Origin of the sequence: Wolbachia endosymbiont (group B) of Melanargia galathea, assembly GCF_964030625.1 — a bacterium.
Classification (GTDB): Bacteria; Pseudomonadota; Alphaproteobacteria; order Rickettsiales; family Anaplasmataceae; genus Wolbachia.
Window position 1 is genome coordinate 1,159,785 of the sequence record NZ_OZ034910.1, and the last position, 24,882, is coordinate 1,184,666.

A 24,882-nucleotide genomic window follows, 5' to 3' on the forward strand; every position below is an offset into this window, starting at 1 on the left:
GATACAATTGACATCACTCCCTATTGTATCTACTTAGATTTTTTTTTAACATAAGTAGTACGTTCTTTGATCCTTGCAGCTTTCCCAAATAGCTTGCACAGATAATATAATTTTGCTCTACGGACCTTTCCCTTTCTCATCACTTGTACTGAAATTAATGCAGGAGAGTAAACAAAAAATTGTGATACTATACTTTCTCCATGACTTACCTTTCTAACTGAAAAAGAAGAGTGTAATCCACGATTTCTTTTTGATATACATACGCCCTCAAATATCTGTATACGCTCACCCGTACTATCAACTACCTTAAAAGTGACCTTCAAATCATCGCCAGGACAAAAAGCTGGCATCTCTTTGGCTAACCTTTGTATTTGTTGTTCGTTAAATTTTTCAAGTAAGTTTGTCATTTATCATCTCCATTCAACAATTCAGGTCGACGTTCCTTTGTTCTAACATATGACTGTTCCCTTCTCCAATCACTTATTTTTCTGTGATTGCCAGACAACAGAACCTCAGGAACTTTGTACCTACTCCACTGCTCAGGTCTAGTATATTGAGGATATTCAAGTATACCACCACTATAACTAAAACTTTCTTCAGCAACGCTATCGAAATTATTTACTACACCTGGAAGAAGCCTAATACATGCATCAAGAACCACCATCGCAGCTGGCTCACCTCCCGAAAGTATATAATCTCCAATACTTAACTCATAAGGAGTATACACATCAATTACTCTTTGGTCAACACCTTCAAATCGACCACACAATATTGTTACATGAGGAATTTCTGTTAACTCCTTCGCAATTCTCTGATTAAATTTTGTACCAGATGGAGTCATATAAATAAATCTAGTATTTTTATGAGCAGAAAGCACATTATCAACTGCATTACCAATCACATCTGGGCGCATAACCATCCCTGCTCCACCTCCATATGGAACATCATCCACAGTTGAATGTTTATCTTTAGCAAAAGAACGAATATTTACTATTTCAAGATTCCATATTTTTTTTTCCAACGCTCTTCCAGCAAGAGAATAGTTCAAAAATCCGGGGAACATTTCTGGAAATATGGTTAATATTGTAACACTAAACGTCATTAGCAAATTTGTAGTAAACTAAGCAGCAATTTGATATTATCTTATAGTATACAGCTAAATTAATCATGTCACTGAATAAAACGATATACGAAGGTAAAGCCAAAGTCATTATTGAAACTGAAGACTCATCAACTGTTATACAGTACTTTAAAGATGATGTTACAGCGTTCAACAAGGAAAAATATGAAATTATTGAGGGCAAAGGAATAATTAATAATCATGTTAGTGCTTTTATCATGGAAAAGCTTGAAGAAGCAGGAATTAGCACGCACTTTATAAACACTCTAAACGAAAGAGAACAGCTAGTCAAAAAGCTCAAGATAATACCTCTTGAGGTAGTGGTTAGAAACATTGCAGCTGGCAGCTTTTGCAAACGTTTTAATATCAAAGAAGGTGAGGCACTTACATCTCCTATAATCGAGTTTTTTTACAAAAATGATGACCTAGCCGACCCAATGGTGAATGAAAATCACATATTATATTTTGGTTGGTTATCCCATAAAGAAATGGAAGAAGTTAAAACTACAACTTTAAAGATCAACAAAATCTTAGTCGACCTATTTTCAAATGCAAATATATATTTAGTTGATCTCAAGTTAGAATTTGGCAAATTGATAAACAACAGCACTAAAATCATTTTAGCCGATGAAATCAGCCCTGATAATTGTAGGCTATGGGATAAAAATACTCATAAAAAGCTAGACAAAGATGTTTTCCGTTTAAATCTAGGAAACTTAAAGGAAGCATACTCAGAAGTTGCAAAAAGACTGTCGGTAAAGTTAGACTAACTAAATACTACTCTATCAAGTGGAGGCTGACATGCTTCATCAAGTTTTCCAATAATCTCAATTTTTTCTCCACGCTTTTGGAAATGGCTTTCCACATCCTTCATATTATCGGGATCTACAATCAGTACTATACCTATGCCGCAATTAAATGTTTTTAACATTTCTCTCTTTTCTATTTTGCCTTCTTCTTTCAGCCATAAAAATATATCTGGCCATTTCCAAGAATTAATATTTATGTCTACAAATAAATTTCCTGAGAGAATTCTTGGAATATTGTCTATTAACCCGCCACCTGTTATATGCGCAATGCCTTTTACCTTTGGCATAATAGGCAACAAAGAATCAACATATATCTTTGTTGGCTTAAGTAATATTTCACCCCAAGATTTATTATTCCATGGAGATATATCATTATAATTTATATCTAAGCTTTTAAAAATATGGCGCACCAAAGAAAATCCATTTGAGTGAATTCCATTTGATTCTAAACCAACTACACAGTCACCTGCTTTCATTATACTACAATTTGGAAGAATTTGCTTTCGATCAACAACACCAACCACAAACCCTGCAAGGTCATAGTGATTGTTACCATACATTCCAGGCATTTCTGCAGTTTCTCCACCAACTAATGCTATTTTAGATTCCTTGCACCCTTCTGCAATGCCCTGGATTACAGACAATAAAACGTTTTTGTTTAAAACGCCTGTTGCAAAGTAATCAAGGAAAAATAAAGGTGTTGCTCCTTGTGCAAGTAGATCATTTACACACATTGCAACTAAGTCTATACCTATAGTATCATGCTTATTCACCTCTTGAGCTATTAATAGTTTTGTGCCCACTCCATCAGTTGAGGAAACAAGTACTGGATGGTCGTATTTCTTACTCAGCGAAGAAAAGTCAAACAATGCAGAAAATGATCCTACTTCACTAATTACTTCTTCTCCTTTAGTCTTTTCAATAATAGGTTTAACTTTTTTTATTAGTTCATTATATAGTTTAAGGTCTATTCCAGATTTAGCATAAGTATTCATAACGCCTTCACAAATCTTATAATTATTAATACTACATTAATGCTTTGACACAAAAAGCGCAACGAAACTTTCTCTTAAATTGACTACTACATGCCTACCAATATAGGGTTAACTTAAATCATTTATACTTTTATCCGATGAATAAAAACATAATGTTAATAACAGAGTGCCTATCAGGACGAATTCTTCATGATTTTGCTAGTTCTATGCAAGGAATAGTGGGTGGATTGGAAGAGCTTGAAGAAAACAACCCTAATATGCAAAACGAAGCATTGTCATTGCTTAAAGAAAGCTCCGATGATTTAATATATAAATATAAAGTTATGAAGCAAGCGTATTCTCATTCATCAGATAATTGCAGCTTTGTTAAGACTAAGTCCAATATAGAAAATTATTTATTAAAAAAAAAGTAAAGCTTCAGTGGAGAGTAAGTGAATGTCCTACAGAAAACTTAATTGAAAAAATAAATAAGATAATTTCCAATATGGTGATAACTATAATCAGTGCAGTGGCACAAATTGAATTAGTGTCTATTTTACTGACTAAAACAGAAGATAAAACACTACTCACTATAAAAGTAGTAAATGAACATAAATCAATAAGTACATTATTAGTGAGCAAATTAACAAAAAAAAATGATATTCGTTTGGATACAAAAGACATTATTATCTATATGACTTCTTTACTGTTAGAACAGTATAACACTAAAATCAATTGCACTTGTGAAAGTAATTCACTGAATATAGGCTTAACTATAACTTGAGATGGCTTCATATTTCATAAAAGGGAATCGATACTATAAATTTGAATCTTGGATAAGGAAAGGAAAAATTTTGTGGAGTAACTTAGACATAAAATCTGTAGTTAATTTCTTTGCAGGGAGTGTTAAATAAACTGTGTCAAACCGAGAAGTAAAAATAAAATAGAAACAAAAAATGGAGGTTTGACACAGTTTATTTAACACTCCCCTTTTTCCTGCAGTAATGAATTATTATGAAGCTTGCATTTTCTGTCGCTTACTACTGGGATAGCTTAACAGTTGCAGTACATGTCTATCAATGATAAAATGAAGATCAGTTTATTTTGATACTATGATTAGGGTACTCTTTGTTGCACTATTATTTTTTTGTGGTGGTTATGCACTTGCAAAACAGGAACCAAGACCAATAGCTGGTGATAACCACATAAAGGTAATGAATTATAATCCACAGGCTATACATAAGTACACGGGCTTTTATGGTTATCAATCCAGCATATTGTTTGAGCCAGGGGAGGTAATAGAGAGTCTTTCAATGGGTGATGCAACCGGTTGGCAACTCCTTCCTCAAGGTAATAGATTATTTATTAAGCCTATAGATGATATTGCCGATACTAATGCAACTATAATTACCAACAAAAGAGTTTATTATTTCGAGTTTCATGCTGAAGAAGCAAACGGGCTAGATGATCCAAGGTTAGCATATGAAGTAAGGTTTCTTTATCCACTGTTCAACAGTGATGAAATTTATTCAACGAGTAACGGTGATATTCTAGAGCAAGCTAGTCATACCACTATCCCTGATATAAGTGATATTGAGGTTATAAAGAAAGGCTTGAATTTTAACTATTCCATCTCGCACGTTAAAGGCAGTCAATCAATAATACCAATTAAGGTTTTTGATGACGGAAAATTTACATATCTACAATTTAATAAAATAAACTCTGATTTCCCGGCAGTTTTTATGGTTGATTCTGCAGGATATGAATCCTTGATAAATTTTCGTACAGTTGATGACTACCTGATAATTGAAAGAGTAAGCTCGGTATTTACCTTAAGAAACGGATCAAGCACAGTCTGCCTGTTTAATGAAAACATACCTTTCAAAAAAGGTAAGTGATTAAAGGCTATAGTATTCTTATAGGTGCAAAATTCTTTCTATGGTGCTTCGTAATTCCATGAAGGCCAATAGCGCTGAGGTGTTCTTTTGTTCCATATCCCTTATTTTTATACCAATTATATTGAGGATGTTTATTATGCAATTCTTCCATAAGCCGATCTCTTGTAACTTTTGCAACGATTGAAGCAGCTGCGATTGATATACTTAAGCTATCACCATTCACTATAGATTTTACTTGCCATTTTACTTCAGGTGGTTGATTACCATCAACTAGCACATAATCTAGTTCTAGATTCAAGTTTGCCAACGCACGTTTCATTGAAAGCTTTGTTGCTTGCAAAATATTGTATGAGTTTATTTCTTCTACGCTTGCCATTCCTATACCAAATTTTGCAACAGACGTTATTTTTTCGTATAGAACTTGCCTACACTTAGGGGTTAGCTTTTTTGAGTCGTTTATTCCATCAATAACCGTATCTCTATCAGTAAATATTACAGCTGCAGATATCACTGGACCGGCAAGCGGACCTCTTCCAACTTCATCTACTCCTGCTATAATTCCTGATAATGTATCTTCTAATGTGAAATCTGGATATTTCATAGTTCCTATAATAAGAAAGTTAAAGCAAAAATCGAACAAGCAATAGAAATTATCCAAAATTTTATAACTATTGTATTTTCTGACCACCCTTTCTTTTCAAAGTGATGATGTATTGGTGTCATAAGGAAAACTCTTCTTCCTGCTCCATATCTAAATTTTGTATATTTAAAATATGATACCTGAATAATCACAGATAAAGTCTCTATTACAAAGATTATTCCAATAACGGCAAAAAGCATTTCTTTTTTAATTAGAACACTAGTGAGTCCTAAAGCTGCACCGATTGATAGGCTTCCAACATCACCCATAAATATTTTTGCTGGATGTGTGTTAAACCACAAGAAACTTAAAATAGCTCCTATAAATGCAATGCAGAATAAAGTAATGTTTACATCTGTCTGAGTGATGTATGCAATTAGCCCCAAAAAAGCAAAGGAAGTAATGGCTTGAGTTGCAGCAAGGCCATCTAGGCCATCTGTAAGATTCACAGCATTAGAAGAGCCGACAATTACAAATGCAGCAAACGGAAGATATAGATAGCCAAGGTCGATTGCTACTTCTCTAAATAGAGAAATTTTTGTAAAACCTTCAGCAGATTGTAGCTTAAGTATAAACATACAGACCAGAGTAACGACAAACTGAATAAGTATTTTGGTTTTTGCACTTAAACCTCGGTGGTGATTTGTCTTCAATTTTAAATAGTCATCAATAAATCCAAGTAGAGCAAAAAATAGAGTTATAAATACCAGCAATGAAATTTCTGGTGTGAATTGAGTCCAAAGCAGGATTGGTAATAAAGCAGAAGTTAGTATTATTATTCCACCCATAGGTGGTATATTCTTTTTTGTTATTAAATGACTTTCTGGTCCATATGATCTGATTGGTTGTCCATCTTTACTTATCTTTTTTAGAAGTTTTATAAAATAGGGAAAGAGAATAAACCCAAAAATAAATGAGATAAAAAACGTCTTTGTAGCTAAGATCACCTGCCTATTCAAAATTAACTAGATATTATACCAAAAGCTTTACCTAATCTCAATTTATACCTTTTTATCAGCTCATTTTATTTGGAGTAAATTTAGTTATTGATTAGCTATAGCAAAGTTTACATACTGATATTTAGTTAATGGTAAGAGGTAGCATATGTTAGATTATATTAAAAAGCTTTTGTGGGCTACTACAGTACCTGATAATGAGAGTAGAGTTAAAAGTTCTTACACGCATATAGTAGAGAAACCTTCTTTTGGTGATGCAGCTTCAAAGTTGAGTAAGGAAGAAAGGTCAGAAGAGCATCTTGTTCTTCTAAAAGGTAAAGGCAATAGCTCTGGTACAACTGTAACAGAAGGATCGTCTAGTATTCAGAATGCAGTATCAGGCAAGAACAAGCGTGAATATATTAAATTAGACAGTGATGAAGAATGGGATAAATTCTTTAAGTTACAGAATGATCCAGACACTAATACTACAAACAAAGAACCTTTTTCTCCGAAGAAAGGAGAATCTCACTATCATGGTAAAGAGATTGTAGGCAAGATTGCTGACCAAATTAAGGCAGAGATATCGAAGGTATATACCATAGAGTCCATAATGATAAAAGAAGGCAAAAGGGAAGAGAATATTGTTTATCCTACTGTGAGAGTTGTGCTACATGCCAATAAAGAAGGAGTAGATATAGCTAAACTTCTAGGCGGTAGTATATGTAAAGAGTATGGTGTAAGAACAATTACATTTTGTCATCCTAATCAAGAAAAAAAGAGAGGGGCATGTTGCTATATTAATAATGATAGTGATAATGAGGAAAGAGTTTATGAAATAATTAGTGGGTTATATGAAATGACTTTAAAGTGGTATGTTGATGGAAGAGAATGCAAAATTAAAGTTAACATTGATGGTAATAATGGTGTAACTCTCCTTGAAGGCAACGGTGTTACTGCAGAGCAGTTGCGTGCAAATAAAGAAGTCAAAATAGGTAAGAGACGTGAACCAAAATCTTTATATGAAGCGTTAGCACCGCAGCTGCAACAAAGAAGCTCTGAATCAGTCAAAGTTTTACAACAGCCTACAACAGATATGGAAGATGTAACAACAACTTCTACTTCTCAGAGATGTAGGTATCCTCTTATCTAAATAAGGAAAAGCGAAAATAGTATGAGTTGCTTGCAAATGTAAGTAACTTGTACTTCTATGATGAATAACACAATATTACCAAGAAATTTCTATGAACGGCCAACTTTAACCGTAGCTGGGGAGCTGCTAGGGAAGATGCTGAAATTTTCTAATTTTAGTGGAATAATAACTGAAGTTGAAGCGTATATAGGAATGGATGATCCAGCTTGTCATGCAGCAAGAGGCTATACTAATCGAACCTCAGTAATGTTTGGTACGCCAGGGTTTTCGTACGTATATTTTATATATGGAATGTACTATTGTCTAAATATTGTAACAGAAGCAGAAGGATTCCCAGCAGCAGTGTTAATACGAGGATTAAAGCTCACTGAACCGCTTGAAGCAAATTTAGGCGGGCCAGGCATACTGTGCAAAAAATTAAACATTACAAAAGAACATAATAAACAAGACCTTACTATAAGTCATGAATTTTGTCTCTATGAATATCACCTCAAACCAGATTATGTGTGCACTCCAAGAATCGGAATTAGTAAAGGCAAGGAGAAATTTTGGCGATTTAAAAGTTGCGTTTTAGCAGAAATGCCTAAAATCACACTCAACAATAAATATAGATCTCCTGCATAAACTAGATAAAAAGGCAAATAGCCTTTTATGTTTACCAACAATAGACTTCTTGGATAACCTAAGGATATTTTTTGATCTTCTATGGGGGAGTTAAACATTCCCTTTTTATAAAACTTTTGCATACTCCTATTTAACTTTAATAGCTCTTTATCTTCCTGAAATCTGGATGTTTTATCAATGCATCTTCTATTCAGCCGTTAGCAAGAACTTTCACTTATTCCATAGCTTTGCACTATATGGAAATATGTACGGTATTTACACAAATATTCGAGTGCTATTAATAAATATATTTGGTTTTCCTCCTCTTGCCTTTTTCTTGGCCTCTTCCTCTATTAAAATTTCTATTATTTTTCCAATGTTTTTCTTTTTACTCCTCTTAGTCTTCGAAGCTTCTCTTCATCAAGTTTACTTATCTGCTCAAAATTTATACCTTCCCTAATATTGCTTCTACTACTTGTTTCTTAAGTTATCCAAGAAGTCTATTGTCTGTTCAGATACGAGGTAGCTGCTGCCATTTGAAATATTTTATTCACCTAAAATTACATTCTACCTATTTTAAAAGTAGTTTAAAAAAACTTTATAGACTGCATACAAAAGACCTAACATCTTTAGCAATGCCTTCATAAATCCTTACTAAATCCTCACTTAGTATTGAAGGATTTCCACAATCAGAAGCACTACATATTTGCGGATCTAGAGGAACTCTGCTCAAGAGTTTGACTCCCAGCTCTTCAGACATTTTTTTTGCACCACCTTTTCCAAATATGTGTATTTTTGAATTATCTTGAACAAAATAGCTCATATTTTCCACAATGCCGATAATTGGCACGCTGAGCTTTGTGAACATATCATAAATTTTTTGTGCATCGATTAAAGCAAGCTCCTGTGGAGTTGAAACTATTATTGCTCCAGTTAAACTAAAATTCTCCATCAGACTTAAATGTACATCGCCAGTGCCAGGCGGTGTATCAATGATTAAATATTCTATATCAGACCACCTTGTTCCCATTAGCAAATTGTAAAGTGCTTTTGTGATCATAGGTCCACGCCATATTACTGCGCGGTCCTTATCAATAAAATAGCCAATTGAAATAGTATAGAGACCATGTTTCTCTATAGGCATTGCTTTACCACTCTGTATTTCTGGTTTTAATTTCTCAGTGCCCAACATTTTAGGAATCGAAGGACCATATATATCTGCATCAACTAGCGCAACTTTATGTTTTAATTCTGCTAACGAAAGAGCTAGATTTAGTGCAACTGTCGACTTACCCACACCTCCTTTACCAGAAGCAACGACAATTATATTTTTCACTCCTTCGATATGAAGTTTAGCTTTTTGTTGCCTAGCTTGTTTTTGACCAGTAGCAACTACAGTAACCTTTCCTACTCCCGGTATCGCCTTAACAGCTTGCTCACAATTTTTTCTTAATTCTTCATTTGGCTCAGTAACTTCAAGAGCAAAAGCAACATCTTTACCCTTAATAACAATTGAGGATACTACACCAACATTCTTACCACTTTTCTTCTCTATAACCTTTTTTAGGCTCTCTCTTACGATTTCCTCATTAACCTGTGTAAAATTTTTCCAGAACATATGATGAAATTTTTTCTATTGGTGTATACTAACATAGAATAATTAAACTGCACTGACTTTAAAACGAGGTTACAAGAATATGCTAAATCATCAAAATTTAACACGAAAACAAAAAGATTTGTATTTTTAGCTAAAAAGATCTATATGGAATGGAAGGAGCATCAGCGATATCTTGGAAGCAGTTTCAGGAAATGATTTACTAAAGTTCTTATCACTTGATATACTACACAATTTCCAAGAGGTGGGGAACGCACTTTAACACTACTTAGCCTAGCTATACATAGAGACAATAATGAATGTGTTAATTCTATTTAGAACAAGCTCAAAACAATGGTATACTACAAGATATTCTTACTGCTCCAAATATTATAAACTATCAAAATGGTTTGATGTACACCTTAACATCGCTTGGCTTTGCCATACATCATAATAAGGGAAGGTATATTAATGTTATTTTAACAACAGCCCAAGAAAATGGTATATTACAAGATATTCTTTCTTCTAGAAATATTGTACAGTATTTAAGTATTATAGCGTGTACTTTAACGCCACTTAACTTTGCTATATATAAAGGCAATAACGAATGTATCAATTCTATTTTAATACGAGTTCAAAATAGTGATACACTACGAAATATCCTTACTTCTAAAGATATTGTGCAGTTTCCAGGCGTGACGTATGTCATTAAACCATTTGCCTTTGCTATATATAAAGGTAATAATGAATGTGTCAATTCTACTTTAATACGAGCTAAAAATAGTAGCATGCTACAAGATGCATTTACTGAAGTAAGTACTGTACTGTTTCCATATGGTAGATATACTTTGAATGCTTGTGAGCTAGCTGTAGTTGTTAATGAGAACAATGCTAGTATTAGGACTGCATTAGATAATGTATCTATTTCTTCTAGGTATGTTAGAGAAAATAGCAAAGTTAATTAATTTCTTAAGTAACTCTTTCTTGCAAGTACTACTTTTTTATGTATCTGTTCAGGCAATGGCGTTAACTTAAGAGAATGAATTAGCAAGCTCTCCTAAAGACATTATGGCGTTTAGGCTTATCTACTTTATTGCGGCTATACAATCTTCACGTTAACTTTAGTGCGTATTTTAAAAAGGGCTTGAAAGTTTTTTGGTGCTAATAAGCACCTGATAAAGTTTCTGTCTCATTACACCAAATAAAACTGAAAAATTTAAACGATACTCAGCAATTTGATCTGGGTTCCAAGGCTCTTGTGCATTACACATATGAAGTATTGCACATGACCAAGTTTGCACAAAATTCTTGTTTCTAAATTTATCCCAGAAAAATTCTCTAATTCTGCTTCTACTTTGAGTCGTTTATAGCACTCCTCTATGTGACACTTAATAGATAAGCTTTACTGATATCTTCTTTATTGAAATAAAATAGAAACCAAAGGTCCTATTTTTTACAGTATTTTATTCCTTAACATCTTTTCTTAAGTTGACGCTATTGGGCTTTGTTGCATCGCTATCTACGATGAATAAAAGATAAAATGTAGAATATCAGTAGCTTATTATTCTAGCATTTATAGTAAGGACAATCAGTAAATATCTAAATTTAAGTAAAAGAAGTTTTACTATCATTCACTAATCTAGCTAGAATTCAAGAATTTCAATGCTTTAGCTATTTTAAGTAGAATTAAATTTACTAGTACAAACAATAAATTACTATTCTTAAATTTAATCAGATAGATTGCAAAAAATAAGATTTTCAATAAGCTGCTTGTATAGTTAGCCTTTCATAGATAGTGATGCAACAAAGCCCGCTGGAATCTAGTTCATATTATATATTTATCTGATAAGTTCCATGTATGTGTAATTTATTTAAATTGACTTCTTATCATATAATTAAATACATTATTGAAAATTAAAGGTAAGGTTATAGCAATGGAAATTTCAAATTGGCACGAATTATTGAGTTTAGTTAATGTTGACAAAGATTTAAGCAAAGATAACGTAATTGAAAAAATACAAAATGAGCTGAAAAGATATTCAAAGGAATATGAAGAGTGGGAAAAGTCTGGCTTTGATATAAATTATGTGTTTAAAGATGGTGAAAAAGCGACTCTTTTGCACTTGGTGGCTTCCTTTAACCTAGAAAATATAGCGAAGGCTCTCATGGAAAAAAGGGCAAATGTTAATGAAAAAGATGTAAAAGGAGATACTCCTTTACATAATACTACTTATCTTGATAGTATAAACATAGCAAACGCTCTCATAGAAAAAGGTGCAGATGTTAATGCAATAAATATATGGAGAAGGACTCCTTTACACTATGCTGCTTTATTTCGCAGTATGGCCATAATAGATGCTCTTGTAGAAAGAGGTGTCAATGTTAATGCAGTAGATATGTGGGGAGAGACTCCTTTATACTATCTTAATTGTCCAGCAATTAAGAAAGGGTGGATTGCCGGTGGAGTAACTGCATTATTAGGTACTGCTATATCTATAGCACTTTTTACAGCCGGAGCAATTACAGCTGAGTTAATACCTATAGTTATAGCAGTAGTTGCAATTACAGCAACAGCATTAATAGTTGGCAATGCTATATATAAATTGTCAAAGCCTGACACTCAAGTTGATAAACCAATCTCAGCAAATCGACAGCAAGAAACTGCTAGCGATAGTAGGGTTGCCTAGCGATTCTGCCACAGTGTCAGCTGCTTTAATGATATCCATTTGTTCCTATAATTGTCTTTTCTTGGCTACCTTATTTTGCTATTCTGCTGAACAGAGACAAATTTACTTTCTTACTTCACTCACTAAAATTTTAATATGTCGTTTCTTTCCTGCAGATAATTTTATAAATGGCTGACCTTTAAAGCTTTCAGAGTTTATTGTATAGTTAACATCGTTTATAGTATTATCATTAACTTTGCATCCATTGCCTTGTATTAAACGCTTTGCCGCACCTTTTGAAGGTTCAAAACCGGTGTCATACAGCAGGTCTATCAAGGGTATACCATTTGCAATTTGTTCTTTTGTAATAGTGTAACCAGAAAGCAATGAACTGTCTTCATTTTCAAAAGCAGAGATTGCAGCAGATCGTGCAAGTTCGGCTTCTTTGCAACCGTGACATATTTTCGTCACTTCTGTTGCCAAAACCTTTTTTGCTTCGTTTGTTTCTTGATCCTTCAAGGACTCTAGTTTTTTAATTTCATCAGTTGGTAAATCAGTGAAAAGTCTCAAGAAACGACCAACATCTTGATCATCAACATTGCGAAAATATTGCCAGTAATCATAAGAATTTAGCATGCTGCCATCAAGCCATACTGCCCCACTTTCAGTTTTGCCCATCTTTTTTCCTTGTGCGTTTAATAAAAGAGGTGTGGTAAGACCAAACAGCTCAGGTAAATTTAACTTTTTGCTAAGTTCAATTCCGTTTACTATATTTCCCCATTGGTCTGACCCTCCAATCTGGAAACGACAGCCATACTTTTTATTCAACTCGACAAAATCATAGGCTTGTAACAACATGTAATTAAACTCGAGAAAGCTTAGATTTTGCTCCCTATCTAGCCTAATTTTCACACTATCAAAGCCTAACATGCGATTTACAGAAAAATGTGTCCCTATATCACGCAAAAAGTCTATATATTTTATGTTATCTAACCAATCTGCGTTGTTTACTATGATTGCACCAGTTTTTCCATAATCGAAAGATATCATCTTCTCGAGGGTTTTCTTTATACCAAGTATATTTTGATTGATATCTTCTATCGGCAAGACGCTTCTTGCTTTGTCTTTACCAGATGGGTCACCAATTTTTGTTGTGCCACCTCCAAGTAGAACTATTGGCTTATAACCGAATTTTTGTAGGTGACGGAGCATCATGATTTGAATGAGACTGCCAATATGCAAACTTGGTGCCGTACAATCAAACCCAATGTATGCAATTATATAATTATCTTGTGATAATAGCTGGTCTAACCTATCAATGTTTGTACATTGATATAGGTATCCTCTTTCTTGAATGAAGTTTAAAAACTCGGATTTATGTTTCATAATATGTTATTTTGTGTGTAAACGGTGTTGTTAACGATGGTGTCATTCCAGTGCTTGACGCTGGAATCCAGTTTATTATGAAATTTCATCAAAAATGTTGTATAGTGTGCTCGTTTATGATTAAGTTTTCTAGATTCCAGCGTCAAGCACTGGAATGACACCACCAACTTCATAAGGGTTGCCTTCAAAATTACAACATTTGAAAGTGTATACCAGCTACCTGGATAATCAATTCCATAACTCTTCTATCTTATAATATTCTCTTACTTCTGGCCTGAATAGGTGAACCATTATACCTTGAAAATTCACAATCACCCAGTTACCTTCATCCATACCTTCTACATCTATTTTATCATATTGCTTGAGATTTTTCATCACGTGCTCAGCTAATGCTTTTACATGGCGGCTCGAATCACCGGATGCAATGATCATATATTTTGCAATGACAGTTTTATTCTGTACATCAAAAGTAACTATATCTTGACCTTTGTTTTGATCTATTACATCTACAATTGTATTTTTTATTGATTCTGTATCACCATTCATTATTCTAAATTATATAATTTATCTGTAATGATACACTCAAAATTTCTGAATATGAACTATTTTTGATATGTTTCTAGTGTAACGTTTATAATACATATATTTGTAATATATGATAGTTTTCTGATGGTATGATCATTTACTTAATCGGATTTCCGGGTAGTGGCAAACTTACGATTGCAAAAGAGCTGTGTAATATTATTGATGGGGTGATAGTAGACAATAACCTGTTTAATAATATTATATTTGATATGATTGACTTCAGAAATGCTGAGGTTACAAGTGAAATATGGGAAAAAATTTTTGTGATTAGAGAGAATATGTTAGCAATATTGGAAAAATACCATATAGAATCAAAGCATTATATATTTACAAACGAATTGATAAAAGGTGATTCCTATGATCAAAAAGTATACAACTCAGTGGTGAATTTAAGTAAAAAAATGAACGTGGAGATTCTCCCTGTGGTGTTATATTGTAATAGTGGAGAACTAGTAAAGCGCGTTCAATTAAAGGAAAGAGAGCAGGAGAGAAAAATTACTGATTCAGATTTTGCTATGAGAAGAATTAAAGGAAAGAAACTATTTGTCCCTCAAGGTTCACTTGAAATTGATAGCTCAAACTTAAGCGCAAAAGAAGTTGCAAAAAAAATTGTTGAAAAAATGAATAGTAAAAAAGTAGTTGGAACTTCTATGATAGATAATTTAGCAACAGAGAGTATTTGTGATTAGTGAGGAGAAAGAGTATCGCCCTTGTGTTGGCATAATGTTATTTAACAAACAGGGAAATATTTTTATTGGAAAACGTTTTGATAGTGACTCTTATTGGCAGATGCCACAAGGAGGAGTTGATGAAGGTGAAGAGCTAGAGCAGGCAGCGCTACGTGAGCTATTGGAGGAAGTTGGTACTGATGAAGCAGAAGTTGTGGCTCAAAATAAAGAGTGGATATATTACAACTTACCCGAGGAAGTTATACCGATATGCTGGAATGGGAGATATTCTGGCCAAAAGCAAAGGTGGTTCTTAATGAAATTTTGTGGGAAGGATAAGGATATTAATATTAACTATACTGATCATCCAGAGTTCAAAGAGTGGCGTTGGCAAAATGTGGATGATTTGGTAGCCAGTGCTATACCGTTCAAAAAAGAAGTTTATAAAAAAGTGATAGAAGAGTTTTCTTCTATCATAAAAGGATCTATTTATGATAGTTGATTCTCATTGTCATCTAATTTATTTTTCTGATGATGAAATACCAAAGGTAATTTCAAGAGCAGAGCAAAATGGTGTGAGAATTTTGCATAACATATGTATAAGCATTAATGATATCCCTAAATTATTAAAAATCTCTTCATCCTATGATCAAGTCTACTGCTCCGTTGGTATACATCCGCTTGATACTACTGTGGAAAAAGGTGAGTGTATAAATGCTGATGAATTGATTGAATTTACTAAGGGCAAAAAGGTAATTAGTATCGGTGAAACCGGATTAGATTTTTATAAATCTGATAACAAAAGCAATCAAAAAAAAAGTTTTGCATCACACATAGAAGCGGCAAAAGTAACAGGATTACCTTTAGTTATTCACACTAGAAGTGCTGATAGTGAGATGATTGATATGTTAAATTCAGAAATGAAGAAGGACGCTTTTAGTGGAGTAATGCATTGCTTTGCTTCTTCTAAAGAGCTTGCTTATAAGGCTATGGACTTGGGATTATACATTTCATTTTCTGGAATTATTACTTTTAAAAATGCGAACTTACTAAGAGAAATTGCACAAAATGTGCCACGTGAGCGTGTTTTAGTTGAAACTGATGCACCTTACCTGTCACCTGAGCCTTACAGAGGAAAAAAAAATGAACCAGCAATGGTGAAATACGTTGTGAATTGTTTAGCGAAATTATGGAATGAATCGCCAGAAGAAGTAGCAAAAATAACTACAAATAATTTTTTTAGACTGTTTTCGAAGCTTGAGCTCAAAGAAATTCTATAGGGCAATTAATTTAGCTGACAGAGCTCTTTTACTGCACTTACAGATTTATAAAACATCTCTTGTTCACTATCGTTCATTTTAACTTCTAGAACTTTCTCAACTCCATTTTTGCCAATAATAGTAGGAACACCAATGAATAAGTCTTTCACACCATATTCACCATTAAGATAAGCAGCGCATGGTAATATACGCCTTTTATCTTTTAAGTATGATTCTAGCATGCTTATGGCTGAAGATGCAGGAGCATAGTATGCAGATCCAGATTTAAGTAGATCAACTATTTCTTTTCCACCATTACGAGTGCGCTCAACTATTTCATCAACTTTTCCTCGCGTAATCACACCCATCTCAATGATTTGGGTAAGTGGAATGCCAGCAATTGAAGCATAATTGATTAGTGGTACCATAGTGTCACCATGTCCTCCAAGCACAAAAGCAGATACATCTTCGACAGAAATATTTAACTCACTTGCAAGAAAATAACGAAAACGAGCAGAGTCAAGCACTCCTGCCATACCAACAATCATATTAGTTGGCAGGCTTGAAGATTTGTATACTACTGAAACCATAGCATCTAAAGGATTGGTAACCACTATTACAAATGCGTTTGGAGAATGTTTTTTAATATTTTCCCCAACCTCTTTCATTACTGCAGCATTAGTTTGCAGAAGGTCATCTCTGCTCATTCCAGGTTTTCTGGCAATGCCAGCAGTTATTATAATTGCGTCAGAGTTTTTTATATCTTCATACCTATTTGTACCAGTAATATTGACATTAGATCGATCAATAGGAGATGATTCTGTAATGTCAAGTGCTTTACCTTGTGGTATTCCATCGCTTACATCAAGCAAAATAACATCTCCTAGCTCTCTTAGTGCAATCATATGGGCAAGAGTCCCACCGATATTTCCTGCACCAATCAAAGATATTTTTTTTCTTTGTGCTGTCATTTTCTACTCCTTTATATTTACTTTTGTGGCTTTACTACCTTCCCAAGGGGATAAGCTGTCAAACATACGAAAATCTTGCGGTAAGTCTATAGGATTATATACAACCTTTTTTGCCTCTATATCGTATCTTACTTCCTCGTAGCCAGTGAGAGGAAAATCTTTTAACATTGGATGACCTTTGAATCCATAATCCGTTAAAATCCTACGTAAATCTGGGTGATTAGAAAACTCTATTCCATACATATCAAATACTTCACGCTCAAACCACGAAGCTGCGTTAAATATCTTTGCTGCACTTAGAGGTATATCACCTTCACATAACTGAAGCTTTATGTGCACTCTGATATTGTGCACAAGGCTGAGCAAATTGTATATTAGCTCGAAACGTTTTTTTCTATCTGGGTAATCAACTCCAAAAACGTCAACTAATAACTCAAGCCTACACTTTTCATCATCACGTAGAAAGAGTAAGTGATTTTCAATGTCATTCAAAGCTGAATATATTACAATAGTGCCATCATTTTTCTGAATACATTCACATTTAGTCTTTTTTTGTATGTATTTTGCAGTTTTATCCATGCTATATATTCTTAGTTCGTTTTATTTTATTTTGTAGACATAGCATTCCATATAGCAACGCCTCAGCAGTTGGAGGGCATCCAGGAACATATACATCAACTGGCACAATTCTATCGCAACCACGGACTACTGAGTAAGAATAATGATAATAGCCACCGCCATTTGCACAACTTCCCATAGAAACGACGTATTTGGGATCTGCCATTTGATCATAAACTTTACGCAATGCTGCTGCCATTTTATTAGTTAACGTGCCAGCAACAATCATAACATCTGCTTGCCTTGGGCTTGCACGAAAGATTATGCCATATCTATCAAGATCATAACGACTGGATGCAGTGTGCATCATCTCTACTGCGCAACATGCAAGACCAAATGTCATTGGCCACAATGAACCAGACCTTGCCCAGTTCATTATATAATCTATTAAATCACCAAATTTAGTGATAAGAAAACCTTCTTTTTTGTAACGATTCCAGTCGCCATTAGATAAATTTATTCCCATTCCAACGCACCTTTACACCACTCATAAATAAAGCCTATAGTAAGTATTGCAAGGAATATCATCATAGACCAAAATCCGCAATAGCTTATTTTAGATAAAGAAACGGCCCAAGGGAAAAGAAAAGCAATTTCTAAATCGAATATTATGAACAATATTGCAACTAAGTAAAATTTTATGTCGAAACTTTTTCTGGCTCTTGATAAAGGATTAAAGCCACACTCATATGTAGAAAGCTTTTCACCATCTGGGTTACTGACTGCAAGAAACATAGGTAATACACCTAAAGTAAAGGATACTACAATTGATACACAGATAAAAATTAATATGGTTAAATATTCACTCATTTAAAAAACATATAACACTATGAATTTACATGCTTTCCTAATCTTTTACCACCTAAAATATGTATGTGAAAGTGCGGTATAACTTGCTCTCCATCTTTACCGTGATTAGTAACTAATCTATATCCTGTTTTTTCTAAGTTATATTTATGTGCTATTTCTCTAACAGTTTTAAAAAAACTTACTATTTCCTCTTCGGAAGCTTTCAGAACAAAATCATCGTATGAAACGTATTGAGCTTTTGGTATAACTAGAATATGAACTGGTGCATCAGGATACTTATCACGAAAAGCCAGCACATTTTCATTTTTATGTATTTCCTCATAAGACAACTCACCTCTTAATATCTTAGCAAAGATATTAGTGTCATCATAAGCTGTACTACCCATACTTTATTAAATTCCTGGTCCTCTTCTATTTTGCTTATGATTTGGTGTAGAAGGTGGGCTTATTGCTGCTTCGCTAGAAGCATCTTCAAGACTTGAAACGTCGTCTTTTAGCTGTATATCTTGTCCACGCAAAATTGACCCATAGTCCATTTGGTGTCTTTTTGAAAAAGTTTCTATTCTATTTGCCCTTCTTGCAGCAATAACTTCTGGTTGTAAATGATACATATCTCCAGGAACAGTTAGGCTATGATACCTTTCCTCTATTTGAACTTCTTTCATAACACTCTCCATAATTTATTTCCCCCTACCTCTTATGCTTTCGCAACTTTCAAAATCTTGTTTAATAGCTTTTTGCCAATTATTTAAAATTTTCTCTGATGACTTTTCTTTATCCATAGGCCTTACAACTTCCTGTGACTTCTGCTTTTTACTATCATATCCACTATACAACTTTTCTGCAATACCATACAGCAATTTCCGATCTGTGTGAACTTTAAACTCTCCACCAGTAATTTTTGCCAAATTTTTAAGATCACAATCAATCTTATTATAAATTCCTTCAAGAGCGTACTTTTTCATTACTTTTTCATCCATACCTAGATTTTTATCTTTTATTTCTTGGATAATTTTTTCAACATCAACTTCAATTACAATTTTGTTTTCTTCTCTAAAAATAGTTATATTGGGCAGATCTTCCCTTATTTCATCTAATTTCTCTGGACTCAAGTAAGGTATATCCCCCGTTAAAGTTCTTGACGCTAAAAAACTTACCTTACCTTTTTCTTGTTTTGTTATTTGTATGCCGAGGTACTTACTAGCTTCTGTGGTTTTTATAGGTGGGTCATATTTCTCTTCTTCTTTAGGTAAATCACTCACAGCGTTTTTTAATGAAACTTTAGCATCATGCTTCATTTCATCAATTGAAGCAAACGGTTTCTTTATAGGATAAATAAGTGCTTTAGGCACAAGAAAAAACACGCCTTTTATCTTAGCCAAAATAGACTTTTTATTTGACTCATCTTTTGCCATACATACCTCCAAGTCACTTTCTACAATCAGATAGTAAAACACACTCAATTATAGACGAAAATATTTAAGCTTGTATATCTATTATAAGATGAAATTATAGAAATAGCAATCATTATTTGTACATTACCAAAGTATGTAGTATTTTTGCTGCTTTTCTTGTTCAAATTACCTTTAAAGATAAATTATGTTAAAATGGAACGCAAATAATATTATAGATGCTACTGGCGGAAGAGGGGAGGGTGTTTGTAATTCGGTGTATAGCTCAAATATTTCAACGGATACAAGAAGCATAAAAAAAGGTGATTTATTTATTGCTCTCAAGGGAAAGAAATTTGATGGGCATGATTTTCTACATGAAGCATTTTTAAAAGGAGCTGTTGCTGCGGTAGTAAGCGAAGATAAATATAGAAATTTTCCTCTAATTATTGTGCAAGATACTCTAAAAGCTTTGCATAATATGGCATCATATTACATTAGAAATATTCTTGTTAATGCTAAAGTTATCACAATTACAGGTAGTGTTGGGAAAACCACTACAAAAGATATGCTTAACACTGTTTTGTTGCATTATGGAGTATCTCATGTAAATGAAGGTAACTTGAATAATAATATAGGATTGCCTTTTACGATTCTAAAAGCGTCAGAAGACTGCCAGTATTTAATCCTTGAAATAGGAATGAGTAGAGCTGGTGAAATAAAAGAGTTATCGAAGATTAGCAATCCGGATATTGCAGTTATTACCAACATTGAACCTGCGCATGTTGAAAACTTTTCATCTCTACTTGATATTGCGCAAGCGAAATTAGAAATTCTACATGGTATGAAAAATAATGGTACTTTGGTTTTGAATAAGGATAATGAACATTATGATTATCTCTTATCAAATGCTAACAGAAATGTAGTAAGCTTTGGTAAGAATGAAAGTGCTACTGTTTGTTTGTTAGAACTAATAAGAGACGATAACGGTCTAAATTTAAAAATCAAACTGAACAGTGGTCAAATTATGAACTGTAATTTACCTGTAAAAGGCGAACATTTTGCATACTCTGCATTAGTTGTTACAGCAGTTTTGCAAAGTCTCGAACTTGATTTATCTAAATTACCACTAGCACTTGAGAATTTTACTGTAACAGAAGGTAGAGGTAATGTTCATCAAGCTAAATACAATGGAAAATTAGTACATTTGATTAACGACTCCTATAATGCTAACCCTACTTCAATGAAGGCTGCAATAAGAACTTTAGGTACATATTCTAATTTAAGAAAAGTGGCACTACTTGGCGATATGTTAGGACTTGGTAATGAAAGCATAGTATTTCATACAGAATTGCTTGACTCTATAGTAGAACAAAATGTGAATAAAGTTCATACAGTTGGTAAATTTATGTTAGAATTGAATAAACTTTTACCGGAGAATATAAAAGGCATGCATTTCGATGATTCTAACCAATTGAAAAGTAATTTAGCTAATATTGTTCAAGGTAATGATGTAATTTTAGTTAAAGGTTCTCATGGAATGAGAATGGACCTTATAGTGCAGGAATTCACAATAGAATATTAAATAAAACTATTGTATTAATTTAAAGTTAAGTTATTGGAAGTTTTAACTGTGATAAAACGTATAATTATTTTTGGTGGAACGGGATTTATAGGAAAACACATCGTAAGACGCTTGGCAGCGGCGGGGTATTTAATAAGAATATTTACTCGTGATCAGGAAAAAGCTGCTTGTCTGAAGTTATGTGGAAATTTAGGACAAATATCAATAATTGAAGGAGATTTTTTTAATGAAAGATCAATTTTAGAAAGTATGGAGGGGTGTGATGTTGTTATAAATTTAGTAGGAATATTATATGAAAAAAGAAAATACGATTTCTATGACGTTCATGTTAGAGTAGCTGAAAGAATAGCAAAAGCTGCGCAAATAAAAAGTGTATACATGATGATACATTTTTCTGCCATGGGAATAGAAAATAGTAAGCTGTCAAGATACGCCCACAGTAAATTAGAAGGTGAAAAAGCTGTAACTTCAGCATTTCAGGGAGCAATAATAATTAAGCCAAGTCTTGTATTCGGTAAAGAAGATAGTTTCTTCAATAAATTTGCAAGATTAGCAACAATTCTTCCTTTTTTGCCGTTAATCGGTAGTGGAATAACGAAGTTTCAGCCGATATGTGTAACAAACTTAGCTGAAGTGGTATACCGTATTATCAGCTTTAATAAGCAAGATAAAAAAATTTATAATATAGGTGGACCAAAAGTTTACTCTTTTAAAAGCTTATTAAAGTTTATTCTGAATGTGACTAACAGAAAGTGTCTACTGATCAATGTACCTTTTCCAATGGCAAGATTGATAGCCTTTTTCTTAGAAAGTAAAGTTGTTTCTGTACTGTTAAAACCTATAACCGGAGATGCAAGCCCTATACTTACTCGAGATCAGGTGAAAGTTATGATGAGTAGTTCAATCGAAAAGTCAGATGATCTCGGAACAATGAAAATTAGACCACTAGCAATTGAAAATGTGGTACCAGAATACTTGAAAATTTATAGAAAGCATTGATAGAAGAATGTGCCCGGTAGGATTCGAACCTACGACCCACAGCTTAGAAGGCTGTTGCTCTATCCAACTGAGCTACGGGCACACATCATATATAAAATGCTTCTTAGTACACGTGAAGTCAAGTATTTCTTGTGAATATAATGTTTGTGATAATATCTCAAAACTTTGTCAGTACAGCATGTAACGATAAAACTGAGAAAAAAGAAGCGTGGGTAATAGGAAGTCTAATAGCGCAGTAACACAGAACCCCAGGTCAGGCCTGCACCTATTGAAATCAGCAGTACCAGATTTCCTGATTTTATTTTTGATTCTTGTATTGCATAGTCTAAGGCCAGTGGAATTGATGCTGCTGAGGTGTTTGCATGCTTATCAACGGTATTAATCACTTTCTCTATAGGAAAATCTAATTTCTTTACTACTGCTTCAATAATACGAATGTTTGCTTGATGGGGAATTAACCAGTCAATATCAATGATTTTCAAATTATTGCATTTCAGAGTTTCCTCTACTGAGGCTGTTAACTTATCCACTGCATGTTTAAACACTTCTCTTCCATTCATAAGTATCTTTCCAGAATCACGAGTAGAGGATACCCCTCCGTTCGTACATAGTATGTCCACATTGCCATCAGAGTGTAAGTTTGTTGATATGATGCCGCTGCTACCCATTTCTGATTTTATTATCACTGCACCAGCACTATCACCAAAGAGTACACAAGTTGACCTATCTTCCCAGTCAACAATCCTAGACATTATTTCAGCACCAATAACGAGCGCATATTTTATTCTATTGTGAGATTTTATGAGCGAATCAGCAACTGTAACTGCATATATAAAACCAGAGCATGCTGCTTGTACATCAAAAGAAAATGCATTTTTACATTTTAACTTACTTTGTACAATCGTTGCACAGCTAGGCAAAGTTTTGTCAGGTGTTGTTGTTGCAACTATGATCAAACCAATTTCATCTATTGAAATTTTCGCTTTTTCTATAGCATTTTTTGCTGCATTAACAGCTAAATCTGACGTTAGTTCTCCTTCATCTGCTATATGTCTTTGAACTATTCCTGTTCTTTGCCGTATCCATTCATCGTTTGTTTCAACTATCAATGCAATTTCGTTATTACTCAAAATTTTTTTTGGTAGGTAAGAACCAGTGCTCAATATGAAACTTTTATTCAATATGACTTACCCCGTTAATTATCTTCTGGTTCAAATTTTCACTGATTGCATTTACTGCAAATTTTATAGCGTGAGCAAAAGAAATAGCATCAGAATTTCCGTGGCTCTTTATAATGATACCATTTAGCCCTAAAAACATAGCTCCACTTCTAATTTTAGGATTAAAACGCTCTAATGCTTTATTTAGCTTGGGTTTTAACAATATGCCGACAAGCATTTTTGTCATCCATGAATTAAATACTTCCTGTTTTATTAGACTGATAAAAGTACCAGCAGTTGCCTCAGCTGTCTTGAGCATTACATTACCAACAAAACCATCAGCAACAATTACGTCTATATTACCATCTAAAAATTCACTTGCCTCTATATATCCTTTGAAGTTAATACTTGGAGCATTTTTGAGTAACTCAAAAGCTCCTCTTACTGAGTCAGTACCTTTCACTTCCTCTGTACCAATGTTTAGCAAAGCGACTTCAGGATTTTCAACTTTTAATGCTATTTTTGCAAATATACTCCCCATTAATGCAAATTGAAATAATGAGTCAGTATTACAGTCAACATTTGCACCAAGATCAAGCAATGCAAAGCTTTTTGTCTTAGTTGGACAGACAGATGCAATAGCAGGACGATAGATATTGGGTAATGTTCCTAAAATAAATCTGGAGATAGCCATCAATGCTCCAGTGTTGCCTGAAGACACCATCCCAAAAGCTTTACCTTTTTTCACTGCTTCAACAGCTGCCTTCATACTTGAATCTTTGCGATGTCTAAGTGCAAAAGAGGGTTTATCATTTGGAAGAACATTATCAGAGCAATGGGTAAATTCGGAGTTATCGCTTACTTTTTTGTATTTTGAAAGCAAAGGAGATATTTCTTTCTGATCTCCATAAATATGAAAAAAAACTTCAACACCTGGGTCAACAAGATTATCCAAGAAAAAACTAGCACCTTGAATTACGGAAAGAGGTGCAAAATCCCCTCCCATAGCATCAAGTGCGATAACTATGTTGTTGTTGACCGTGGGTAACATATCATGA

At 33.7% G+C, this 24,882-nt stretch carries 30 protein-coding genes, 1 tRNA gene and 2 pseudogenes; 13 read left to right on the plus strand and 20 right to left on the minus strand.

Features of this window, described 5'->3' with window-relative positions:
* Positions 1-29: 29 nt before the first annotated feature.
* Entirely contained in the window at positions 30-407 is a 378-nt protein-coding gene (rplS, locus tag AAHF52_RS05295) for a 50S ribosomal protein L19 (protein WP_007302278.1), read from the minus strand.
* Positions 404-1,102, minus strand: a complete 699-nt coding sequence (gene trmD, locus AAHF52_RS05300) for a tRNA (guanosine(37)-N1)-methyltransferase TrmD (protein WP_264376693.1) — start codon at positions 1,100-1,102, stop codon at positions 404-406. Before trmD ends, rplS begins: the two co-directional genes overlap by 4 nt.
* A gap of 65 nt (positions 1,103-1,167) precedes the next feature.
* Between trmD and purC the strand changes: the two genes are divergently transcribed.
* Positions 1,168-1,890 carry a phosphoribosylaminoimidazolesuccinocarboxamide synthase gene (purC, locus tag AAHF52_RS05305; RefSeq protein WP_007302276.1) on the plus strand — a complete coding sequence of 241 codons (723 nt, stop codon included), beginning with the start codon at positions 1,168-1,170 and terminating at the stop codon, positions 1,888-1,890.
* Here the strand turns inward: purC and purM are convergent.
* Entirely contained in the window at positions 1,887-2,924 is a 1,038-nt protein-coding gene (gene purM, locus AAHF52_RS05310; protein WP_007302275.1) for a phosphoribosylformylglycinamidine cyclo-ligase, read from the minus strand. The genes purC and purM overlap by 4 nt on opposite strands.
* A 137-nt stretch (positions 2,925-3,061) precedes the next feature.
* Here purM and AAHF52_RS05315 point away from each other — a divergent pair, with 137 nt between their 5' ends.
* The 3 genes from AAHF52_RS05315 to virB9 all read left to right on the plus strand — a co-directional run bounded on the left by AAHF52_RS05315 (position 3,062) and on the right by virB9 (position 4,801).
* On the plus strand, positions 3,062-3,337 hold the full coding sequence (locus tag AAHF52_RS05315) for a hypothetical protein (RefSeq protein WP_012481935.1): 276 nt from the start codon (positions 3,062-3,064) through the stop codon (positions 3,335-3,337).
* Complete coding sequence (locus AAHF52_RS05320) at positions 3,322-3,687, plus strand: histidine phosphotransferase family protein (RefSeq protein ID WP_125855783.1); 366 nt, start codon at positions 3,322-3,324, stop codon at positions 3,685-3,687. The genes AAHF52_RS05315 and AAHF52_RS05320 overlap by 16 nt, the downstream gene beginning before the upstream one ends.
* A gap of 328 nt (positions 3,688-4,015) precedes the next feature.
* Positions 4,016-4,801, plus strand: coding sequence for a P-type conjugative transfer protein VirB9 (virB9, locus tag AAHF52_RS05325; RefSeq protein WP_007302273.1), 786 nt, complete (start codon positions 4,016-4,018; stop codon positions 4,799-4,801).
* Between the two features lie 7 nt (positions 4,802-4,808).
* On the opposite strand, the gene AAHF52_RS05330 is transcribed toward virB9, so the two are convergent.
* Both AAHF52_RS05330 and mraY read right to left on the minus strand, forming a co-directional pair.
* Positions 4,809-5,402, minus strand: coding sequence for a ribonuclease HII (locus AAHF52_RS05330; RefSeq protein ID WP_213863879.1), 594 nt, complete (start codon positions 5,400-5,402; stop codon positions 4,809-4,811).
* Positions 5,403-5,407: 5 nt separating this feature from the next.
* A complete protein-coding gene (gene mraY / locus AAHF52_RS05335; protein WP_264376692.1) occupies positions 5,408-6,388 on the minus strand; it encodes a phospho-N-acetylmuramoyl-pentapeptide-transferase in 981 nt (326 codons plus the stop codon).
* A gap of 157 nt (positions 6,389-6,545) precedes the next feature.
* Here mraY and AAHF52_RS05340 point away from each other — a divergent pair, with 157 nt between their 5' ends.
* Together AAHF52_RS05340 and AAHF52_RS05345 are read left to right on the plus strand one after the other, a co-directional pair.
* A complete protein-coding gene (locus AAHF52_RS05340) occupies positions 6,546-7,529 on the plus strand; it encodes a hypothetical protein (RefSeq protein WP_264376691.1) in 984 nt (327 codons plus the stop codon).
* A gap of 60 nt (positions 7,530-7,589) precedes the next feature.
* Positions 7,590-8,153: a DNA-3-methyladenine glycosylase gene (locus AAHF52_RS05345; RefSeq protein ID WP_264331007.1), complete on the plus strand. Its 564-nt coding sequence runs from the start codon at positions 7,590-7,592 to the stop codon at positions 8,151-8,153.
* 200 nt (positions 8,154-8,353) lie between these two features.
* Here the strand turns inward: AAHF52_RS05345 and AAHF52_RS05350 are convergent.
* A pseudogene (locus AAHF52_RS05350) lies at positions 8,354-8,581 on the minus strand (IS5/IS1182 family transposase); the annotation flags it as partial.
* 149 nt (positions 8,582-8,730) lie between these two features.
* A complete protein-coding gene (locus tag AAHF52_RS05355) occupies positions 8,731-9,750 on the minus strand; it encodes an Mrp/NBP35 family ATP-binding protein (RefSeq protein ID WP_019236868.1) in 1,020 nt (339 codons plus the stop codon).
* 389 nt (positions 9,751-10,139) lie between these two features.
* On the opposite strand from AAHF52_RS05355, the gene AAHF52_RS05360 reads away from it, so the two are divergent.
* Positions 10,140-10,691, plus strand: coding sequence for a hypothetical protein (locus tag AAHF52_RS05360; protein WP_007302267.1), 552 nt, complete (start codon positions 10,140-10,142; stop codon positions 10,689-10,691).
* A gap of 79 nt (positions 10,692-10,770) precedes the next feature.
* On the opposite strand, the pseudogene AAHF52_RS05365 reads toward AAHF52_RS05360, so the two are convergent.
* Positions 10,771-11,151, minus strand: a pseudogene (locus AAHF52_RS05365) (IS4 family transposase); the annotation flags it as partial.
* Between the two features lie 509 nt (positions 11,152-11,660).
* Between AAHF52_RS05365 and AAHF52_RS05370 the strand changes: the two are divergent.
* Positions 11,661-12,413, plus strand: a complete 753-nt coding sequence (locus tag AAHF52_RS05370) for an ankyrin repeat domain-containing protein (protein WP_007302265.1) — start codon at positions 11,661-11,663, stop codon at positions 12,411-12,413.
* A gap of 102 nt (positions 12,414-12,515) precedes the next feature.
* Here the strand turns inward: AAHF52_RS05370 and tyrS are convergent, their stop codons facing one another.
* Positions 12,516-13,778, minus strand: a complete 1,263-nt coding sequence (gene tyrS / locus AAHF52_RS05375) for a tyrosine--tRNA ligase (RefSeq protein WP_052264675.1) — start codon at positions 13,776-13,778, stop codon at positions 12,516-12,518.
* 228 nt (positions 13,779-14,006) lie between these two features.
* The gene (gene rsfS / locus AAHF52_RS05380) at positions 14,007-14,324 is read right to left on the minus strand and encodes a ribosome silencing factor (RefSeq protein WP_007302263.1); all 318 of its coding nucleotides are present in this window, start codon (positions 14,322-14,324) and stop codon (positions 14,007-14,009) included.
* A 128-nt stretch (positions 14,325-14,452) separates the two neighbouring features.
* Here rsfS and AAHF52_RS05385 point away from each other — a divergent pair, with 128 nt between their 5' ends.
* From AAHF52_RS05385 to AAHF52_RS05395, 3 genes are read left to right on the plus strand one after another with little or no spacing between them, the layout of a single operon-like run.
* Positions 14,453-15,052, plus strand: coding sequence for an AAA family ATPase (locus tag AAHF52_RS05385; protein WP_052264674.1), 600 nt, complete (start codon positions 14,453-14,455; stop codon positions 15,050-15,052).
* Positions 15,045-15,533, plus strand: a complete 489-nt coding sequence (locus tag AAHF52_RS05390) for an RNA pyrophosphohydrolase (RefSeq protein ID WP_007302261.1) — start codon at positions 15,045-15,047, stop codon at positions 15,531-15,533. Before AAHF52_RS05385 ends, AAHF52_RS05390 begins: the two co-directional genes overlap by 8 nt.
* Positions 15,523-16,311: a TatD family hydrolase gene (locus AAHF52_RS05395; RefSeq protein WP_007302260.1), complete on the plus strand. Its 789-nt coding sequence runs from the start codon at positions 15,523-15,525 to the stop codon at positions 16,309-16,311. Before AAHF52_RS05390 ends, AAHF52_RS05395 begins: the two co-directional genes overlap by 11 nt.
* Before the next feature lie 5 nt (positions 16,312-16,316).
* Here the strand turns inward: AAHF52_RS05395 and mdh are convergent, their stop codons facing one another.
* From mdh to AAHF52_RS05430, 7 genes are read right to left on the minus strand one after another with little or no spacing between them, the layout of a single operon-like run.
* Positions 16,317-17,261, minus strand: a complete 945-nt coding sequence (gene mdh, locus AAHF52_RS05400) for a malate dehydrogenase (protein ID WP_007302259.1) — start codon at positions 17,259-17,261, stop codon at positions 16,317-16,319.
* 3 nt (positions 17,262-17,264) lie between these two features.
* A complete protein-coding gene (locus tag AAHF52_RS05405) occupies positions 17,265-17,840 on the minus strand; it encodes an NADH-quinone oxidoreductase subunit C (protein WP_214249946.1) in 576 nt (191 codons plus the stop codon).
* Between the two features lies 1 nt (position 17,841).
* Complete coding sequence (locus tag AAHF52_RS05410; RefSeq protein ID WP_007302257.1) at positions 17,842-18,345, minus strand: NuoB/complex I 20 kDa subunit family protein; 504 nt, start codon at positions 18,343-18,345, stop codon at positions 17,842-17,844.
* Entirely contained in the window at positions 18,336-18,689 is a 354-nt protein-coding gene (locus AAHF52_RS05415; RefSeq protein WP_064085468.1) for an NADH-quinone oxidoreductase subunit A, read from the minus strand. Before AAHF52_RS05415 ends, AAHF52_RS05410 begins: the two co-directional genes overlap by 10 nt.
* 17 nt (positions 18,690-18,706) lie before the next feature.
* Entirely contained in the window at positions 18,707-19,075 is a 369-nt protein-coding gene (locus AAHF52_RS05420) for an HIT domain-containing protein (RefSeq protein ID WP_006014413.1), read from the minus strand.
* Between the two features lie 6 nt (positions 19,076-19,081).
* A complete protein-coding gene (locus tag AAHF52_RS05425) occupies positions 19,082-19,366 on the minus strand; it encodes a hypothetical protein (protein WP_019236871.1) in 285 nt (94 codons plus the stop codon).
* Between the two features lie 3 nt (positions 19,367-19,369).
* A complete protein-coding gene (locus AAHF52_RS05430; protein ID WP_254229885.1) occupies positions 19,370-20,104 on the minus strand; it encodes a hypothetical protein in 735 nt (244 codons plus the stop codon).
* 184 nt (positions 20,105-20,288) lie between these two features.
* Between AAHF52_RS05430 and AAHF52_RS05435 the strand changes: the two genes are divergently transcribed.
* Entirely contained in the window at positions 20,289-21,665 is a 1,377-nt protein-coding gene (locus AAHF52_RS05435; RefSeq protein WP_342068393.1) for a UDP-N-acetylmuramoyl-tripeptide--D-alanyl-D-alanine ligase, read from the plus strand.
* 33 nt (positions 21,666-21,698) lie between these two features.
* The gene (locus AAHF52_RS05440; protein ID WP_250147213.1) at positions 21,699-22,664 is read left to right on the plus strand and encodes a complex I NDUFA9 subunit family protein; all 966 of its coding nucleotides are present in this window, start codon (positions 21,699-21,701) and stop codon (positions 22,662-22,664) included.
* A gap of 8 nt (positions 22,665-22,672) precedes the next feature.
* On the opposite strand, the gene AAHF52_RS05445 is transcribed toward AAHF52_RS05440, so the two are convergent.
* The 3 genes from AAHF52_RS05445 to plsX all read right to left on the minus strand — a co-directional run bounded on the left by AAHF52_RS05445 (position 22,673) and on the right by plsX (position 24,875).
* Positions 22,673-22,746: transfer RNA gene (locus tag AAHF52_RS05445), tRNA-Arg, on the minus strand.
* A gap of 142 nt (positions 22,747-22,888) precedes the next feature.
* Complete coding sequence (locus AAHF52_RS05450) at positions 22,889-23,845, minus strand: beta-ketoacyl-ACP synthase III (protein ID WP_213863884.1); 957 nt, start codon at positions 23,843-23,845, stop codon at positions 22,889-22,891.
* The gene (plsX, locus tag AAHF52_RS05455) at positions 23,838-24,875 is read right to left on the minus strand and encodes a phosphate acyltransferase PlsX (protein WP_006014431.1); all 1,038 of its coding nucleotides are present in this window, start codon (positions 24,873-24,875) and stop codon (positions 23,838-23,840) included. Before plsX ends, AAHF52_RS05450 begins: the two co-directional genes overlap by 8 nt.
* Positions 24,876-24,882: the final 7 nt, after the last annotated feature.

Excerpts from the sequence above, each read along its gene's own strand:
- rplS (WP_007302278.1), bottom strand. The coding sequence starts at position 407 with ATGACAAACTTACTTGAAAAATTTAACGAACAACAAATACAAAGGTTA.
- trmD (WP_264376693.1), bottom strand. The coding sequence starts at position 1,102 with ATGACGTTTAGTGTTACAATATTAACCATATTTCCAGAAATGTTCCCC.
- purC (WP_007302276.1), top strand. The coding sequence starts at position 1,168 with ATGTCACTGAATAAAACGATATACGAAGGTAAAGCCAAAGTCATTATT.
- purM (WP_007302275.1), bottom strand. The coding sequence starts at position 2,924 with ATGAATACTTATGCTAAATCTGGAATAGACCTTAAACTATATAATGAA.
- AAHF52_RS05315 (WP_012481935.1), top strand. The coding sequence starts at position 3,062 with ATGAATAAAAACATAATGTTAATAACAGAGTGCCTATCAGGACGAATT.
- virB9 (WP_007302273.1), top strand. The coding sequence starts at position 4,016 with ATGATTAGGGTACTCTTTGTTGCACTATTATTTTTTTGTGGTGGTTAT.
- AAHF52_RS05330 (WP_213863879.1), bottom strand. The coding sequence starts at position 5,402 with ATGAAATATCCAGATTTCACATTAGAAGATACATTATCAGGAATTATA.
- AAHF52_RS05340 (WP_264376691.1), top strand. The coding sequence starts at position 6,546 with ATGTTAGATTATATTAAAAAGCTTTTGTGGGCTACTACAGTACCTGAT.
- AAHF52_RS05345 (WP_264331007.1), top strand. The coding sequence starts at position 7,590 with ATGAATAACACAATATTACCAAGAAATTTCTATGAACGGCCAACTTTA.
- AAHF52_RS05355 (WP_019236868.1), bottom strand. The coding sequence starts at position 9,750 with ATGTTCTGGAAAAATTTTACACAGGTTAATGAGGAAATCGTAAGAGAG.
- AAHF52_RS05360 (WP_007302267.1), top strand. The coding sequence starts at position 10,140 with ATGTACACCTTAACATCGCTTGGCTTTGCCATACATCATAATAAGGGA.
- AAHF52_RS05370 (WP_007302265.1), top strand. The coding sequence starts at position 11,661 with ATGGAAATTTCAAATTGGCACGAATTATTGAGTTTAGTTAATGTTGAC.
- tyrS (WP_052264675.1), bottom strand. The coding sequence starts at position 13,778 with ATGAAACATAAATCCGAGTTTTTAAACTTCATTCAAGAAAGAGGATAC.
- rsfS (WP_007302263.1), bottom strand. The coding sequence starts at position 14,324 with ATGAATGGTGATACAGAATCAATAAAAAATACAATTGTAGATGTAATA.
- AAHF52_RS05385 (WP_052264674.1), top strand. The coding sequence starts at position 14,453 with ATGATCATTTACTTAATCGGATTTCCGGGTAGTGGCAAACTTACGATT.
- AAHF52_RS05395 (WP_007302260.1), top strand. The coding sequence starts at position 15,523 with ATGATAGTTGATTCTCATTGTCATCTAATTTATTTTTCTGATGATGAA.
- mdh (WP_007302259.1), bottom strand. The coding sequence starts at position 17,261 with ATGACAGCACAAAGAAAAAAAATATCTTTGATTGGTGCAGGAAATATC.
- AAHF52_RS05405 (WP_214249946.1), bottom strand. The coding sequence starts at position 17,840 with ATGGATAAAACTGCAAAATACATACAAAAAAAGACTAAATGTGAATGT.
- AAHF52_RS05410 (WP_007302257.1), bottom strand. The coding sequence starts at position 18,345 with ATGGGAATAAATTTATCTAATGGCGACTGGAATCGTTACAAAAAAGAA.
- AAHF52_RS05415 (WP_064085468.1), bottom strand. The coding sequence starts at position 18,689 with ATGAGTGAATATTTAACCATATTAATTTTTATCTGTGTATCAATTGTA.
- AAHF52_RS05420 (WP_006014413.1), bottom strand. The coding sequence starts at position 19,075 with ATGGGTAGTACAGCTTATGATGACACTAATATCTTTGCTAAGATATTA.
- AAHF52_RS05425 (WP_019236871.1), bottom strand. The coding sequence starts at position 19,366 with ATGGAGAGTGTTATGAAAGAAGTTCAAATAGAGGAAAGGTATCATAGC.
- AAHF52_RS05430 (WP_254229885.1), bottom strand. The coding sequence starts at position 20,104 with ATGGCAAAAGATGAGTCAAATAAAAAGTCTATTTTGGCTAAGATAAAA.
- AAHF52_RS05435 (WP_342068393.1), top strand. The coding sequence starts at position 20,289 with ATGTTAAAATGGAACGCAAATAATATTATAGATGCTACTGGCGGAAGA.
- plsX (WP_006014431.1), bottom strand. The coding sequence starts at position 24,875 with ATGTTACCCACGGTCAACAACAACATAGTTATCGCACTTGATGCTATG.